Origin of the sequence: Mesorhizobium sp. C416B, assembly GCF_030323165.1 — a bacterium.
Taxonomy (GTDB): domain Bacteria; phylum Pseudomonadota; class Alphaproteobacteria; order Rhizobiales; family Rhizobiaceae; genus Mesorhizobium.
The window spans coordinates 5,795,351-5,811,808 of sequence record NZ_CP100471.1 but is presented as its reverse complement, the minus strand read 5'-3'; the positions used below and the strand labels follow the sequence as shown (position 1 = coordinate 5,811,808).

The window sequence follows — 16,458 nt, the reverse complement described above, 5'->3', positions numbered from 1 at the left end:
GATGGCCGGCCCCCACGACGCGCATGGGCTTGGACCAGCCGCCGGATCATTGCCGATCCTTCGCGGGCACGAAGGTCAGGAACGGCTGGCCGGCGCCGTTACTCCTGCCAATGACGACGGCAACCATCTTCGTCTTCGACACCACGATCGGGCGCGTCTGCAACTGCCAGCCGGATCGCCTGCTGTCCGTTCCGGCCTCGTACTCCGACAGCATGATGCGCGCGGCCCTCGCCGCTTCGATCTGCGCCTTGGCGATGGCGATGCTGCGGCTGGCCAGCACGATCGACTGGCTGGCAATGCCGAGCACCAGCGCCAGGATCGTCATGGCGACGATCATTTCCAGGATCGAAAACCCGTCTTCGGACGAAGGCTCTGTCACGGCAATGCCCGCCATGTCGGAAGTCCGGTCAGCCAGTTGACCGCAATGCGCGCGGTCCGCCCCTTTTGCTGCAGCGAAATATCCATGCCCGACGCGCTGCCGTCGGGCAGGAAGGTCAGCACCGTTTGCCGTCCGGCGACGACTGTCTCCTGGCCGGTAACGACCGTCAGTTTGACGTCATCCGGCAATGCGAAAACATCGCGCTCGCCAAAGCGAATGGTGCGGGCGCCGAGATCGACGAGGACCTCTCTCGGCCGCGCGGTGGCGATGGCCGATGTGCGCGACAGCCGCAGCCGCATGGTGATCTCGCCGGCCAGCGTCTCCAGGCTCTTGCTGCGGTAGTGGCTGACCAGCCCCGGTGCGGCGATGGCCGCCACGAGCGCCATGATCGCCAGCACCACCAGCATTTCGACCAGGGTGAATCCGGCTTCCGCCTGCTGGTCGGCTTTCGCGGCGGCGGCGGTCATTGCAGCGCCAGATCGTTGATCGAGAGGATCGTGGTCATCACCGAAATGACCAGGCTGCCGACGAGGAAGCCAAGCGAAATCGTCAGCGCCGGCGTCAGCAGCTTCAGCACCGTGTCGATCCGCCGCGTCAGCGTCAGCTGCAGCATTTTGGCGGCGCGATCCAGCACCACCGGCAGCGCGTTCGCCTCTTCGCCCAGCGACACCAGCGACATCGTCGCATGATCGAAAATCCCCGCCTTGACGACCGCGCCATGCAGGCGCGCGCCGTTGGCGACATTGTCCTCGATCGAGGCAAAGCTTGCCGCGAGCGAGCTTTGCCTCGACACATTGGCGGCGAGCCCAAGCGCCTCGGTCATCGCCACGCCATTGCCGAGCAGCAAGGCCAGCGTTTCAAGGTAGCGCGCGATGACGGCATCCCTGACCAGCGCGCCGATCAGCGGTATCTTCAACACCGCGTGCGAAAATTGTTTTCTGGCGCCGGCAGAGCGAGACAGCACGAGATAGGACAAAAGGCCGAGCACTGCCGCCAGCGGGAAGACGAAGGGGTAGTCGCGGAACACCGTGCCGAAGACCGACAGCATCTTCATGGTGAACGGCTTGGGCGCGGATGAGCCCTCGAAGATCGGCTCCAGCGCCGGCACCAGCACGGTCGCCAGAATGACCAGCGCCCCGCTCATCACCAAAAGCAGAAAGGCCGGATAGGCCAGTGCCTCGCCGATGGCCGCGCGGCGCTTGGCGGTGGCCTCGAACGTGTCCGCCAGCCGCTGGCAGATATAGGCCATCTTGCCGCTGCGCTCACCGCTGGCGAGAAGTGCCGCGACATCGGAGGTGATGCCCGGCAGGGCGGCAAAGGCCTCGGCGATCGGCCGCCCGCCCGTGGTGAGATCGAGCACCGATTGCAGCTGCTGGCGCCGTTGGCGGTTCGCCTCGCCGGCGATGACCGCGCCCAGGGCGCGGTCGACGGTGAAGCCGGCGTTGAGCAGCACCGACAGCTCGGAGAACAGCCGGCTGAGATCGACCTTCCGGGTAAAGGTCAACGCGGTTCGCCGCGGCAGGCGCAACTGCGGTCTGTCGCTGCTTACCGGGGCGAGGTGATAGGAACGGCGCCCTTGCTGGGCCAGCTTACGGGCGGCCTCCTGTTTGGTCGAGGCATCGAGGACGCCGCTCTCCGTGCTGCCGTCGACGAGATAGGCGCGATAGGCGAAGGCTGGCATCAGCCATCCCCCGCGAGATCGATGACGCGGCGGACCTCGTCCATCGTGGTAACCCCGGAGCGGGCAAGCGCTGTGGCATGGATCGACATCGGCACCAGATCGTCTTGCGCGGCTATGCGGCCGATCTCCATTTCGCCGGCGCCCTGGTCGATCAGTTCGGCAATGCGCGGCGAAACCTGCAGCATTTCGTAGGTCACCGTGCGCCCGCTATAGCCCGACCCGTTGCAGGTGCGGCAGGGCGACCCGGCCTGCTCGACGCCGTGGCAGGCCGGACAGACATGGCGCAGCAGCCGCTGCGCGATGACGCCGCGGATCGTCGCGCCCAGCAGGTAGCCGTCGATGCCCATGTCGCGCAGCCGCGTCAACGCGCCCGCCGCGCTGTTGGTGTGCAGCGTCGAGAACACCAGATGGCCCGTCAGCGCCGCCTGCACCGCGACCTGCGCCGTCTCGCGGTCGCGGATTTCGCCGAGCAGGATGATGTCGGGGTCCTGGCGCAGGATCGACCGCAAGGCGGCGGCAAAGTCGAGGTCGATCGCCGGATTGACCTGCAGCTGGGTAATGCCGGCCATGCGGTATTCCACCGGATCCTCGACGGTGAAGATCTTGACGTCCGGCCGCGAGCGTTCGGCCAGGATCGAATAGAGCGTAGTCGTCTTGCCGCTGCCGGTCGGTCCGGTGATCAGCACGATGCCGTTGGCCGATTGCGACATGGAGCGGATCTTGGCTTGCGCAGCACTGTCGAAGCCGAGCTTCTCCAGTTTCAGCTCGACGCCTGCGCGATCAAGAATGCGGAGCACGATGGCCTCGCCATGGATGGACGGGATGACCGAGACGCGCAGGTCGATATCCCTGCCGCGCACGGCAATGCGCATGCGCCCGTCCTGCGGCAGGCGGCGTTCGGCAATGTTGAGCCGCGACAGGATTTTTATGCGCGTGGAAATACCCGACAGCATCGCGATCGAGGCGGTGTCGACCGTCGACAGCACGCCGTCATGCCGGAAGCGGATGCGGACATGATCCTCGAGCGGCTCGATGTGAATGTCGGTGGCCCTGGCGTCGACCGCCTTGTGGATGGTCTCGGCGACGAAGCGCACGATCGGTGCCTCGCGGGCGAAATCCTTCAGCCGCTCGAGGTCGTCGGGACCGAAATCCATGATCTCGCCGGTGGCACCGCCATTCGTGACAGCCGCCAGCGCCGATTGCTCGATACGGTCGATGCATTCGGCAATCACGCGCCTTGGCAGAATGCGCAGCGAAAGCGTCCGCTCATAGTGGAAGGCGAGCGCGTCGATGGTGGCCGAAGAGAACGGATCGGCGACGGCGACGACCAGCCGCTCGGTATCCATCTGCAGCGGCAGGATGGCGTTTTCCCGGAGATAGGCCAGCGGCACGCCGGCCAGCATTTCGGCGCTGACCTGCTCGGGGACCTCCACCGGCGTCGGCGCTCCGAGATAGCGGCTGAGGCTGTTGGCGAGCTCCTGTTCGCCGATCAGCCCGAGTTCGGTCATCACCGTATCGAAGGGGTGGCCGGATGTTCGCGATGCACCGAGTGCGCGCTGCGCGGCATGCGCGGTCAGCACTTTCTCGCCTTCGAGGAAGGTGAGAAACGCCTCGATCCCCTTGGCCTGCGCTGCGGCGTTCATGCGCTCCACCTCGTCAGCAACTGCGCGGCGTCAGCCCCGAACAGCATCTCGCAGCCGGCGGTGGCCGCGGCTGGCGGCTGTGCAGTGGCATCGCCGGCCGGGCTGCGCGAGACACGCGCGAATGGCACTGGGCCTGCCTGGGATTTCTCGATGATGAAGCCGGCCTCGCCTGCGATGCCGGAGCCGTCCCGCCTGACAACAATTTCAACCGTATAGGCCGATACATCGGTCGCGCCCGCAACGACCGATGCGTTGGGGCCGCCGACAAGAACAGCGCGAAGCCGGCGCGGCGCGCGGTCGGCGCTGACCGTGCCGCGCTTGGAGTTGACGGTGAAAATCCCCTGCAGGTTGCGCAGCGGGATCGCCGCAAGCGCGGAAAACTCCTGCAGTTCGGATACCGATTCGAACGGCGCCTCTTTGTCCTCAGGCGGCCCGACCGGGCTTCTGGCCTGCGGCAGGCCGGCGAACAGTTTGGCGCTGTCGCGAAACCGGATCGCGGCCTTTGCCAGTTCGTCCGCCATCTGCTGCTCGAAGCCGAGCGCGGCAAAGCCCAGCCCCAGCAGGCGGTCGTCAGCGGCATTGAGATCGATCAGCCCACCATGATCCTGGACGCGCAGGACAAAGCTGTAGCCTCCCGACCGGCACGCGGCCGGCGTCGAATCCAGCGGCAGCTTTTCCGTGACCTGCTCCGCGGTCAATTCGCTCGCCACCACATTGCCGAGCCCCTCGGCAAGCAGCGACAACCGCTCCTGCTCCAGCTCGTTGTTGGCGATCATCAGCCGCGTTTTGGCGGTGACGGCGAAGGGAACGACGATGGCCGAGACGATCAGCATGAACACCAGTACAGCAACCAGCGAAAAGCCGGCGCTGGCGCTGTCGTCCCCTACGGCTGGGAGAGCTTTGCGCTTTACGAATACCCCCGCCCTTGATCCCTCCCCACAAGGAGGAGCAGGGCAAACGCATATGGCGCTCCCCCACTCCGTCTCGGCTTCGCCGAGCCACCTCTCCCCCACATTCGTGGGGGAAGAGGAAATGCTAACCACCGAGGTCGCAGCCTCGAAAGGCTTGGGTTTCCTCTCCCCCATGGACATGGGGGAGAGGTGGCCGCGCAGCGGCCGGAGTGGGGGGCTGGCGTCGCCATACGCGATTGCCCTGCCAACCTCAGCAAACATGCGCCCGCTCATAGTTCCGGCTCAGGTGGCGGGGGCGGCGGCGGGGCCGGCGGCGGGTTCGTCCATGGCGGATGCAGCGGGATGCGCGCCACCTTGCCGTCGCGCTCCAGCACGGCCTGGTCCTTGTCGATCACTGACACCGTCCAGCCGTCGACGGTCTCGCCACTGGCATACCAGAGCGCTTCATCTTTGCCGGCGACGCGCAACAGCGCTTTTCCCGCTCCGCCCTGAATGCTGATGCCGAGCAGCGATGGCGCGGCCGCCGGCGCGACGTCCACCGGCGGAGGCGCCTGTTCGACAGGTGCCACGGCAACCTCCACCGGCAGCGGCGCTGGCGGCGGCGGTATGATCTTGCGCCGCATCGGCGTGAACAGCGGCCGCTGGAACGTCTCGCTGAAATCGCCGGCCTCGGGAAATTGCAGCGCGCCCGCAGCAGATGCCGGGCCGCCATCATGCCCCTTGCCGGAGGCAATCGGCGAGATGTCGACCGGCGTGTTGTAGAGCGCGACATTGACCAGCACGAGAACCGCGATACCCCCCGCAATCGCCAGGCCCGCAAACTTCCCGCTCATGGCTTGACCCCGCCGGGCGCAGCTTGCGTCTGCAGCGGGCCGTAAAACAGGATCTCGGCAGACAGCTCAGGGTCGCCCATCCGTCCCGCGGCAGGGCTGACATCGGTGGTGCGCAGCGTCGCCTCGCGGATGAACAGCACCGGCAGCGAGGTTTCGAGGGCGAGCACGGCGTTGTGGATGCCTTCCAGCGGCCCCGACAGATTGACCCGCAGCCCGATGAAATCGACGCCGCCTTCACTCAGCACCGGGGCGTTGCCGGCCGACAGCACGCTGACGCTATTGGCGGCAGCGATGGCGTTCAGCCACTTCTGCAGCGCACCGCGAATGATCGCCTCGCTCTCGCCGGTGAGGAATTCGGGATTGGCCGCTTCCACCGGGCCGGTGTCGCCGTCGAGGCGCTTGGCCAGCGCCGCCACGTTTTGCAGCTGGCCGAGCAGCGCGCGCTTGTCCTCGATCCCGGCCCGCGCCGAGGCGACGCTGTCCAACGCCGCGAACACCAGCCAGGCACAGAGACACGCCGCAACCGCTGCCAGCGCCAGCGCGATCAGGCGGCGCAGCGGCGGGCTGGTGTTGAGGATGGCGGAGAGCATCGTCAGAGCGCTCCGATCTTGGCCGAAATGGTGAAATGTTCGCCGTCCTGTCCGGGCACCTTAACCACGGGCGAGGCGAATTCGGGCGCCGAAAACAGCGGCGAGGCATCGATCGGCTGGATCAGTTCGGCCGCCGAGGTGGCAAAGCCGGTGATGGTCAGATCGTCGCCCTTGGCCGAGAGATCGGTGAGCCAGGCCGTGTCGGGAAGCAGATGCGTGAGTTCGGCCCAGACCCGCACCAGCGACGCCGTCGTCTTCTTCTCCTGGCGGATTTTCTCGACCCGCTCGATGCCGGCCTGGCGCTTCTGCAGCGACGCGCGTGCCGTCTTGGCCAACACCTGCGCATCCGCAATCTGCGCGTCCAGTTCGCCATCGGCCTGCCAGATCAGCCAATGCGCGTGGACGAAGGTGATCAGCAGCGCTGCCGCCAGCGCCGAACAGGCGGCGATCCAGGTGCTGCGCTTGCGCCGGTCGCGCGCCGTCGGCGGCCAGATGGCGGCCAGGCTGAGCGGATCGGCGCGCAGCGTCTCTCCGGGCTGCGCCAGCGACAGGCTGCGCACCGAACCGCCGGCGCGGCGCACCGCATCCAGCACCGCGGCAAGCGTCTTGCCCTTGACGACGTGGTAGGTGCTGTCTTGCCTGGCAGGCCTAGCCCCGGCATCCCTGGCAAACACGACATGCACCTGCGCCGGATCGAGCGGCGTCGCGGCCAGAAGGTCGAGCTCGGCCATGTCGCGCGCCTGCCGGACCGGCAGAAGCCGCGGCGCCAGCTGCCGGGTCAGGAACAGCCCCGGCTGGATCACGACATCGAAGCGCGGCCGCCTGACCCGGCCCCCGCCCTGCAGCAGCGCCAGGATCTCATCCGAAGAGGCGGTCAGCGCCAGCGGGATCGACTGAAACTCCGGCGCCCCGGCCTCGCGCACACGAATGCCGTCATCCGCCAGGCTGACGATCCAGTCGCCGCTAGAAGCTTGCTTTTTTCTAGGCGAAAGCCGCGCCCCTCGCAGCTCCTCGAGCCACCAGTCCCGGAAATCCAGACATTGCGCACTCAATGCCGCCACGCCCCACCCTGCCCCGGTTGATTCTAAGCCGAGGGTTTTCGCACTGAGATTACAGGGGCTGGTGTGACGGGGATATCAGCGAGATTGCGGAGGGCTGATTAGCCACAGCTTTTGTTGGCTTGGTGTGAACGCCGCAGGCAATCAGGGTCGGCCGGAGTCAGGATCAGATGCACATGGTTAGGCATCAGGCACCATGCCCAGATACCGACATCGGCAAGCCGGCAATGCGCCGCCCGTAGGTTCTTGTAGAGCGCATAATCTTTCGCCGTGAAAAACACCTTGGCGCACCCGTTGCCACGCTGGGTGACGTGATGCGGCAGACGACTATACGGGCAAGACGGGACATGGGGTTGACCTGAGCACAGGTGTTATCGGGTAGGCAACAAAAAGTGCACTGTCACCGTAATCCTGTCACCGTAGTTCCCGGTAATTCCTAGAGTGCGCTGTCAGCGTAATTCGCCACCTCCCTAAACAATGGTGAGCAGGGAACAGTTTACCCCCGCAGGTGAGCCATTGCTTTTATCTTTCGGTTCTTAAAACCTCATGCCGAGCGAGATACCAGCGAACGGGTTCCGTCTGGTATCCCATATCGAAAACCTGCTGCATCCGCTCCATGCAGCCCGTCTCGTCGCCCGAAACTCGGCGCAACGCGCCATCGTGGAACAGTGCAACTCCGAGCGCTAACTTGATTGAACGATTGCTATCAGCAGCCCGAAAGGCCGCAGCCAGGTTTCGCTCCTTCGTCGCACCTTCCAGCGCATCCTCGAAGGCGATCTCTCCCAGCATTTGTTTCACGGTCTGAACCGGGTAGCGGAACAGCGTCGGGCGCTTGTTGTATTTAACGTTCAGCTTGCGTAGGTATTCAAACGCGTAGTCGCGGGTGGCATCGTCACCCGTCGTCAGGGCCATGTAGTGCAGGACAAGTCCGAAGGTCGCACCACCAGCCAGGTCGGGCGCCATGCCTATTGATCGATCCACAATGCCAGCACACAGCTCACGAGTGAGCTCGATCGCCCGAGCGCGATCATCAAGACACCAATAAGCTGCGCTTATTTGTAGTTGTTGCCCTGGAGCATCCGGAGTGTTCTTCTTCTGATAGGAATCTACTTGGTATAGAAGAGGAAGCGCTGCTGTATAATCTCCTGTCCCGCAATAGGATTTTGCCAATCCATCGATCCACCCGATATCATTCGGCTCTGCAACGATTATCTCTCTAAATGCTCTGACCGCTTCGTCAAAGCGACCCGCTAAAAGGAGATCAAGTGCTGACATTAGAAATCAAACCCTCCTCGGATATTCCCGTTAGCATCATAGGTTACCGCGCGGACGGAAGACGGGTTGTAGCCCCAACGCCCCACCTGGCTGCTGAAGGCTCGCAGCCCGCTAGCGGTATTCGCCTTAATCTCGATATGCTCAAAGCCAAGCTGCTTCGCGTAGCTGGGATCAACCGACAAATCCACACCTTTCAGACCAGGAGCAGTTCGATCAATGATACCTGTCACACCCTGAGCTTCTAGTTTCCCACGCAGCATCGCTCCAACAGCGATGTGCGCCTCATCGCCAAACGGTGTTGTCCCAAACTTGAGGCCCACTGATGGAGTATAGCTCCCGATAATTGCTCCTCCTTCCCTAATCGCCAGTTTACCACCAAATACCTCGGCGCCGAGTAGTGCGCCTGCTCTGATAGGCGCACCACCCGGTATTGCCGCAAACACCTCGTCACGAGTTTCCACCTTTCCTGAAGCGCTCAATTCAGCCTGGCGCTGCACCTCATCAGCAACCCTAGGATTCAAACGTTCGTACGGATCTTTGTGGAGATCGAAGAAACCACCACGGTGCATTCTTATGGCTTCGGCACGCTTCTCAAGTGCCCTCTGCTCTGCTCTGTCCTTTGCGGCTTTGTCAGATGACGGTGTCGCGGCAACATGGCCGTTGTTGTCTGCCTTATTCACCGGATCATTCTGAGCATACGCATATCGATTGGTGCCAACACCCTCTTTCGTCGGATCCCAATCATCGGGTGAGATGAAACGCCCGAGCACCGGATCCATGTAGCGTGCGTTGAGATAGAGCAGCCCGGTCTCGGGATCGAAGCGCTCGCCGATATAGCTCTTCTGCGTCTGGAAGCCGGTGTTGAGACGCTCGCCATAGGTGGCGTAGTTGGTGGCCTCGGCGATATTGCCTGAGGCATCGGTAACCATGCGCACCGAGGCCAGGTGGTCGCGGTGCAGGAAGGCCTTTGTCGTGCCGGTCACCTTGATGTCGGGATGCGGATATCTGGTGTATATCTCTGCGCCCGGCGTCGCCGGATTGATCTCGACCGAAGCGTCGGGATAGAGCGTGGTGGCGAAGGCCGAGGCCTTCTTCACCCGCGCACCGTCGGGACCGTAGCTGAGGTTGACGGTGTTGGCGGCCAGCGTGACGGTCTTCAGCCGGTTGGCTTCGTCCCAGGTCAGCGTACGACTGCCATCGGAGGTCAGATTGCCATTGGCGTCATAGGTCATGGCATTGGCGCCGACCGTGACCGGCGCATGCGGACGAGCCGCGCTCGCCGAGGGATAGACATAGGTGCCGGCCACACGCGAGCGTGAGGTCAGATTGTCGTTGGCGGCATAGACGAATTGCTCGCTGAGCACGGCGTTGCCCAGGTTGGTGCTCCAGATCAGCCGGTCGGCATTGTCGTAGCCATAATTCCAGCTGTCGGAGGGTGTCCGCCCCGTGATGGTGGTGATGCGGCCGAGTGCGTCGCGCGCATACTGATCGTCGAGCAGGACGGTGGCGCCCTTGGACGTGGTGACGCGCGTCAGCCAGCGGCGGGTCGGCGAATAGGTGAAGGCAGTCTTCACGCCATTCGCGTAGGTGATCTCCCTGGTCTGCCCATCGGCCTCATAGAGCGTCGAGGTGATGAAGCCCGGGGCGGAGACGAGCCTGTTGCCGGCGCTGTATTGCAGGCGGTGGTCCCAGTCGCCGAACCACAGCTCGCCCGGCTTGTAATTCTTCAGGATGGTCTGGCCGGACCCGTCGTGGATATCGACCGTGGTGTGCATCAGGCCGGCAATGGTCGTGTCGTGCCAGCCGAGCTTGCCAAACCCGTCATAACTGTAGCTGTGCGTCGTTGTCGCGTTGGTCGAGGTGGTGAGCTGGCCGATATTGTACCAATAGCTTGGAGCCGCCTGGTCATAGGTGTTCTGGGTGAGCACAACTGGGCTGCCACCCGGCGCCGTTGCCGTCTTCAGCGCCAGCCGGTCCATCTGGTCGTAGCTGAGCGTCGTGACCGTGCCCCTGGCATCGGTCTGGCTGACCAGCCGGTTGGCGGCATCGTAGGTGTAGGACCATGTGCCGAGATCGGGATCGGACGCCGTCAGCCGATTGCCGACCATGTCATAGGTGTAGCTCCAGTTTGAGCCGCCGGGATCGGTGACGCCGATCAGGCGGCCGAGCACGTCGTAGGTGCGAGTTTCCGCAAGCTGAAGTCCCGCGAAGTCGCGAGCCACGCCCGCGACATCGCCGCGGGTCGACCAAGCTGTCTTGGTCTGATGACCAAGCTCGTCGGTCGTCGTCACGGCGTTCAGCCGCGGCGTCGTGGTCGCGGCGGTGGCTAGTTCGTTGAGGTAGCTGCGCTGGCTTGTGTCAGGATTGACGGTCTTCACCGGCCGGTCGGCCCAGTCGTAGCTGTTGGTGGTCCATTGCGCGGTCTCGCCGACAAAGCGCGGGAAGGCGGTGCGCAGGACATTGCCGCGCAGATCGTAGTCGGTCTCGGCAATGCGTTTGGCGCCCGCCGCCGTCTCTCCGGGGGTTTCGACACGATAGACCCGGCCGAGCCCGTCATAGTAGGAGCGGGTGAAGTCTTCGCCGGCGCCATTGGGCAACGGCGTGTATTTGACCAGCGCCTGGGTCGCCGGATTGCCCTCGTTCTCGAAGCGCGCCTTGGCATAGGCGCCGGTGACGCTCTGCGAGACCTGGTAGAGGCGACAGAACGGATCATAGGTGAAGGTTTTGACCAGGCCGTTGAAGTCGGTCTTCGTCGCCAGCAGGCCGCAGGTGGTATTGTAGGTGGCCGTCGAGACAAAGCGCGTGTCGGCTGTTTGCCCGCCCGTCGCAAAATACTTCGGCGCGCGTTCCGTTACCGGATAGAGGTGATAGGTCGCGTCGTAGTCCCACTCGGTCTTGTGGCCGAGACTGTCGGCGGCAGAGACCTTGTTGCCATAGGTATCATACGCAAAATACTGGCTGACGGTCTTGCCCGTAGTGACATCGCTGAAGGTCTGTACCCACGTCAGGTTACCTTTGGTCGGCACCGCCCAGACATCGGTGCTGCCATCATAGTAATTGTGCTTGTAGCTGACATAGGGGTCGGTGCTGGTCAGCCCGGCATGCGTGCGCTCGGCAATCAAGGCCGAGACGATATAAGCGCTGGTGTTGGGCGAAAAGAAACGCTCCGTCCAGGTCTCGTCGCCGCTGACATCGGTGCGACCATAGTCCTTCATGCTGATGATGTTGTTGTAAGCATCAAACCAGCGCTGGACCCGCAAGGTGCGGCTGATGTTCTCGGTCAGCGTCGTATCGGTCGCCGTGTTTTGCACCGTATAGGGTTTTGCCGCCGTGTTGACGACGTACGTCTCGGCCACCTGTTTGTGCACGGTGCCGGCACCATCCTTCCACACCGTCAGCGACGGCAGGCCGTAGCTCGCCAGATCCTGCCGGTAGGTGGTCTCGATCTTCGACGGCGCCGTCTCGCCATTGGCAAGCGGTTTTGTCTCGACGATCGACGCAAAGCCCAGGAACTTGCGCGCCGCCGGATCGTATTTGCCGCCGGCATAGGCGTACATGCTCACCGCCGTCTGGCCCCGGCCATCGCTGACCGACAGCTTCGTCACCGCGTGCACGACCTGCGGCAGGTAATTGTTCGCCCAGGTCGAGGAAGGCGAATACTCGACCGCAACCGTGCCGCCGAGCTCCGTCACAATCTGCTTCAGCAGGTTCGGATTGCCGGTGCCGGCATTCGAGATGAACATGCTGCTGTAGTTGGTGAAGTCCGGCAGGCCGTCGCCGTTGAAATCGCCGATGACCGTACCTGCTTTCGCTGTCGCAGGCAGCGTGAACTGTACCGGCGTCATCGCCGTCGAAGACGGGCGAAGCGAGAAAATCCTGACCGTGTCGACCCTCCACTGCTGCGGGAGGTTCAGCGCGCCGTCTATGGTGATGACATCCGTGCGCCCGTCATTGTCGAAGTCACGCAGGATGGCAGATGTTCCCGACATCGAGGAAATCGAGTAACTCTTGAAGCCGACGCCCGTCGATAGCCAGACCGCGACGCCGCTACCGCCGAAGCGGAAAACATCCGTTGCCCCGTCGCCATTGAGATCGGCAAACACACACATGCCGGAGGTTTGAGATTCCTGTGCCGGGCAGCTGATACTGAAGGATGGTCCGCTTTTCTGCCAGACGCCGCTCGAAAGCGTTCCCTTCCGTGCCGTTCCGCCGCTACCCCAAAAGAATGGCTGCTGTTTGCCGTTGCCCAGGAAGTCGCCGACACCGATTACTGTTCTGGGTTCACCGCCACCGACGTGATTGGCGGTGTCAATGCCATCGCCATCACCGTCTGCGATGACTGAGGGACGGGGTGAAGATCCGGACGGAATATCCGGGAGTCCATCGCAAACGGCCTGATAGCCTGCTGGAGGAGATGGATCGCAATTCGCCTTTGTCAACGCAAGCAGAGTATCTGTGATTCCAATCGACTGGGTGCGCGACGTGGTTACATGGCCAGTGGCTCCATTCATCGTGCTAGTCGTTATCGAAAAGCCAAAATCTTCCGTCGATTTTGTCGCAATAAAGCGACCGGGCTGAGCAAAGATGCCGACGTCATCGTCAGGACTATTCGTGATTGAATGTGCGGCTATCGTCAATGAATTCGAGCCGGCAGGAGCACCGGTAGGGCCAAAACGGTATGTGTTTTCGTAAAATGTTTTGGTTGTCGTAGTGTCGCCCTCATGTCCTCCCGAATGTCTGGTCGTCGTCTGATCAGATTCTCCGAATACTTCGTCGCGGCCATCGAAGTTCAAGTCTCCAACGCTTTGCGGATGTGATCCGGGTAATGTCTGAGATCCGTAAATTGGCGCATTGATCGTTGAATAAACGCCATCAGTGTTCTGATAAACCATTTGGCCGAGCGACTTCGACGATCCGCCAGAGATCGTGCCGTCGGGTACAACGGTCGCATCGGTGCCGTAACGGGTGACGGCGGTGAGCCGTGAGGTGTTGGAAAACGGCGCCTGGTCGTAGGTCAGCTTGTAGGCACTGCGCAGCACGTTGCTGGTCCAGACACTGATCGACTTGATGCGTAGGGTCGTCTCGGAGATGTCGCGCCCATTGCCCATCAGGATCGTATCGGGCCGCGTCTCGTAATGAAACCCGATCACCGTTCCATTGTAGGTGATCGTAGTGGGATAACAGACCGGGCTGGCACAGGCATAACTGTAGGCAACGCTGTTGCCGTTGGTGTCGGTGACCGAGGTCAGCAGCCAGCGATAGCTCATCGCCAGGTCATAGGCCGGCGTGCCGGCGGTCGGCGTCAGATTGGCAACCGCCGCCACCGAGCGGAACGTCGAGACGGTCCCGTCACGATCCGTCACCTTCCACTCGTTTGTGGTGCTGTTCAGCGCAATGCGCCGATAGCTCTCATTCTCCGTCGCATGCGTGCCACCTGTGGCGCAGGACGGCGAAATCATGCCGGCAACGCAGGCCACCATCGCCCGGCCGTCAAGCAGATAGATGTCGTTGGCGTCGAAGGCCGGCATGCCGTAACCGGGCGTTGCGCGTTCGATCACGTCGAAGCCGTCGAGGCCCCAGGCATAGCCCAACCAGCCCTGGTAGAGGTCACCGATCTTGGTCTTGCGTGAAGAGTTGTAGTTGAGCGCAATCTGCGGCTCGATGCCGTGGAAGTCCGGAACATCGATGCCGATGCCATAACCCAGATTACCGTTGCCGCCAGCCTTGGGCAGGTCCACCTTCGGCGTACCGATCGCCTCGGGATCGCCGCTGTCGGTTGCCGTGGCTGCCTCAGTAGCCGCCACGGCCGCTGCCGGCTCCTCCGGCGCTGCTTCCGTATCGGTCTCCTTGGCCGCCTTGCCTTTTGTATCGGTCGGCTTCGTATCGGCAGCCTTGGTGTCGCTCGCCTCGCCGTCGGTTGCCTTGGCATCCGCCGGCTTGGCGCCAACCTTGGCCGCCGCATCAGGGCTGCCCGTCGCCGCGTCACCTGTCGCGCCTGTCGCCGGGGCGGGCTTGGCGGAGCCGCCGCCCAGCGCGGCGCCGCCATTGCCGAAACCGCTGCTGGCTGGCGCCCCGGGCGAGGCGCTCTGCGCAAAGGCCTCTATTCCTGCGCCACCTCTAATATAAGAAAGTGAAGATATATCCGCGCCGAAGACGCCAGCGGCAAACATAGCCGCGCCAAAAAGCAACCGCTTCATTGAATCCCCCTAGCCAGTTGCTTGACGCTACTCCTGCTTGACTTGGTTTATACGACGGCGACCCGTCACAACCCAGATATCCACAGCTTTATTTTGCACGCATGGGTTGCGCATGGAGCCCCATGCGCCCCTGCCAGCGGAGCGACCGCATAACGGCGCTCCCCTCAGTGTCTTGACGTTGCCTAGCCAGGGCGGCCACCCGCATACGTCGTAAGTGTGCCTGCTCACCGTCAAGCTCTGCAGGGTCTCCCCGTCCCTCAGACCGTCTTATTCGCCCCTATATTCGCCGCCTGCTTCGCTCCCATCCCAAGCAGCAAATTGTCGTCGGAGAGTTCGTCTCCGCGCGCCTGCCGGAACAGGTTCAGCATGTCGGGCACGTCGAGGCTCTTGCGCTGGTCGCCGGCAATGTCGAACACGATGGTGCCTTCGTGCAGCATGACGGTGCGGGTGCCGTGATCGAGCGCGTCGCGCATCGAATGGGTGACCATCAGCGCCGTCAGTTTCTGCTCCTCGACGATCTTGCGTGTGAGGTCGAGCACGAAGGCCGCCGTGCGCGGATCAAGCGCTGCGGTGTGCTCGTCCAGCAGCAGGATCTTCATGCCGGTCAGCGTCGCTGACCGCCTGGCGCTGGCCGCCGGGCTTCGACGATGACGCTCAGGATGACGCTCAGGCCGCATTGGATCTTCTATTGGTCGAAGAAACCGGCGTCCTCTTCCGCCAGGTATTTCTTCGCGCCTTCGGCATCGATGTCGACGCCCAGGCCCGGAGCTTCGAGCAGGTCGATCATCGAGTCTTTCACGATCTGCCCCTTGGGCAGGCCGATGACGATGTCCTCCCACCAGGGATCGGAGGCGCTGGGATATTCGAAGGCGATGTAGTTGGCCGGCAGCGTGGCGCAGACATTGATCAGCGCGCCGAGGCCGAGCAGACCGTTCGCCGTGCCGTGCGGCGCCATCATGATCGAGTGCATATAGGCGTGCTCGGCCACCCATTTGAGCTCGGCGATGCCGCCGATATCGGCGGGGTCCGGACCGATGACACGGACCGCCTGGGTCTCGATCAGTTCCTTGAAGTTATGCCGCAGGTAGATCTGCTCGCCGGTGTGGATGGGGGTGGACGTCGATGTCGTGAGTTCGCGATAGGCTTGCGGGTTGACCCATGGCACGTAGTCGCCGGTCAGCATGTCCTCCAGCCACATCAGATTGTATTTTTCGACGGCCCGCGCGAAGCGGATGGCGTCGGGCAGGAACCAGCCGGGGCCGCAATCCAGCGCCAGCGAGACCTTGTCGCCGAGCACCTCCTTCATGGCGATGACGCATTCGATCATATGCGCCATGCCGCGCTCGCTGATCTGCCCCTGGTCCATCGCGCCGTGATAGGTCGGCGGCTGACGCACGCCGTAGTGGAAGTCGGGGACGCTGGTCTTCATGTTGGAATGAAAGCTGATGCCTTGCTTGACCATGAAGAAGTTTTCCGGCCGCTCCATCATCCATTTGACGTCGGCCGCGTAATCCTCCGGCCTGTCGCCGGTGCGCTTCTTGCGGATGGAACCGTTATAGACCCGCACCTTGTCGCGCACCTTGCCGCCGAGCAGCTTGTAGACCGGAACGCCTGCCGCCTTGCCGGCGATGTCCCACAGAGCATGCTCGATAGCGCTGACGGCGGCGCCGTAGGGCTTGAACGAGCCGCGCTGGCGGATTTTCAACATCACGCGTTCGACATCGGTCGGGTCCTCGCCGATCAGCGCGTCGCGGAAATGCAGCACCCAGGGCTTGAGATAAGACTTGGTGTACTCAACCTCGCCGAGGCCATGGAGGCCTTCGTCGGTGACGATGCGCACGATGGGATGCTTGCCGATGACGGCGCACCTGAGATCGGTGATCTTCATGAT

The 16,458-nt window shown here is 63.1% G+C and carries 11 protein-coding genes and 1 pseudogene; all 12 read right to left on the bottom strand.

The genetic code is table 11. The annotated features are described in order from the left end of the window. Nucleotides 1-46 precede the first annotated feature (46 nt). The 12 genes and pseudogenes from NLY43_RS28245 to NLY43_RS28190 all read right to left on the bottom strand — a co-directional run bounded on the left by NLY43_RS28245 (nt 47) and on the right by NLY43_RS28190 (nt 16,455). Nucleotides 47-394, bottom strand: a complete 348-nt coding sequence (locus tag NLY43_RS28245; protein WP_023687881.1) for a PulJ/GspJ family protein — start codon at nt 392-394, stop codon at nt 47-49. Continuing rightward, on the bottom strand, nt 376-846 hold the full coding sequence (locus tag NLY43_RS28240; protein ID WP_023712154.1) for a GspH/FimT family pseudopilin: 471 nt from the start codon (nt 844-846) through the stop codon (nt 376-378). Before NLY43_RS28240 ends, NLY43_RS28245 begins: the two co-directional genes overlap by 19 nt. Next, nucleotides 843-2,060, bottom strand: a complete 1,218-nt coding sequence (locus NLY43_RS28235; protein WP_023712155.1) for a type II secretion system F family protein — start codon at nt 2,058-2,060, stop codon at nt 843-845. The genes NLY43_RS28240 and NLY43_RS28235 overlap by 4 nt, the downstream gene beginning before the upstream one ends. Continuing rightward, nucleotides 2,060-3,703, bottom strand: a complete 1,644-nt coding sequence (locus NLY43_RS28230) for a GspE/PulE family protein (protein WP_023712156.1) — start codon at nt 3,701-3,703, stop codon at nt 2,060-2,062. The genes NLY43_RS28235 and NLY43_RS28230 overlap by 1 nt, the downstream gene beginning before the upstream one ends. Then, entirely contained in the window at nt 3,700-4,887 is a 1,188-nt protein-coding gene (locus tag NLY43_RS28225; protein WP_245262582.1) for a general secretion pathway protein GspK, read from the bottom strand. Before NLY43_RS28225 ends, NLY43_RS28230 begins: the two co-directional genes overlap by 4 nt. After that, a complete protein-coding gene (locus NLY43_RS28220; protein WP_023687876.1) occupies nt 4,884-5,447 on the bottom strand; it encodes a hypothetical protein in 564 nt (187 codons plus the stop codon). Before NLY43_RS28220 ends, NLY43_RS28225 begins: the two co-directional genes overlap by 4 nt. After that, nucleotides 5,444-6,037: a type II secretion system protein GspM gene (gene gspM / locus NLY43_RS28215; protein ID WP_023712158.1), complete on the bottom strand. Its 594-nt coding sequence runs from the start codon at nt 6,035-6,037 to the stop codon at nt 5,444-5,446. The genes NLY43_RS28220 and gspM overlap by 4 nt, the downstream gene beginning before the upstream one ends. A gap of 2 nt (nt 6,038-6,039) precedes the next feature. Further along, complete coding sequence (locus tag NLY43_RS28210) at nt 6,040-7,098, bottom strand: PilN domain-containing protein (protein WP_023687874.1); 1,059 nt, start codon at nt 7,096-7,098, stop codon at nt 6,040-6,042. A 519-nt stretch (nt 7,099-7,617) separates the two neighbouring features. Beyond that, on the bottom strand, nt 7,618-8,370 hold the full coding sequence (locus tag NLY43_RS28205) for a tetratricopeptide repeat protein (protein ID WP_023696285.1): 753 nt from the start codon (nt 8,368-8,370) through the stop codon (nt 7,618-7,620). After that, on the bottom strand, nt 8,370-14,567 hold the full coding sequence (locus tag NLY43_RS28200) for an RHS repeat-associated core domain-containing protein (RefSeq protein ID WP_286459070.1): 6,198 nt from the start codon (nt 14,565-14,567) through the stop codon (nt 8,370-8,372). The genes NLY43_RS28205 and NLY43_RS28200 overlap by 1 nt, the downstream gene beginning before the upstream one ends. 257 nt (nt 14,568-14,824) lie before the next feature. Then, nucleotides 14,825-15,181: pseudogene (locus tag NLY43_RS28195) on the bottom strand (ATP-binding cassette domain-containing protein); the annotation flags it as partial. Nucleotides 15,182-15,252: 71 nt separating this feature from the next. Then, entirely contained in the window at nt 15,253-16,455 is a 1,203-nt protein-coding gene (locus NLY43_RS28190) for a mandelate racemase/muconate lactonizing enzyme family protein (RefSeq protein WP_023712162.1), read from the bottom strand. Nucleotides 16,456-16,458 lie beyond the last annotated feature (3 nt).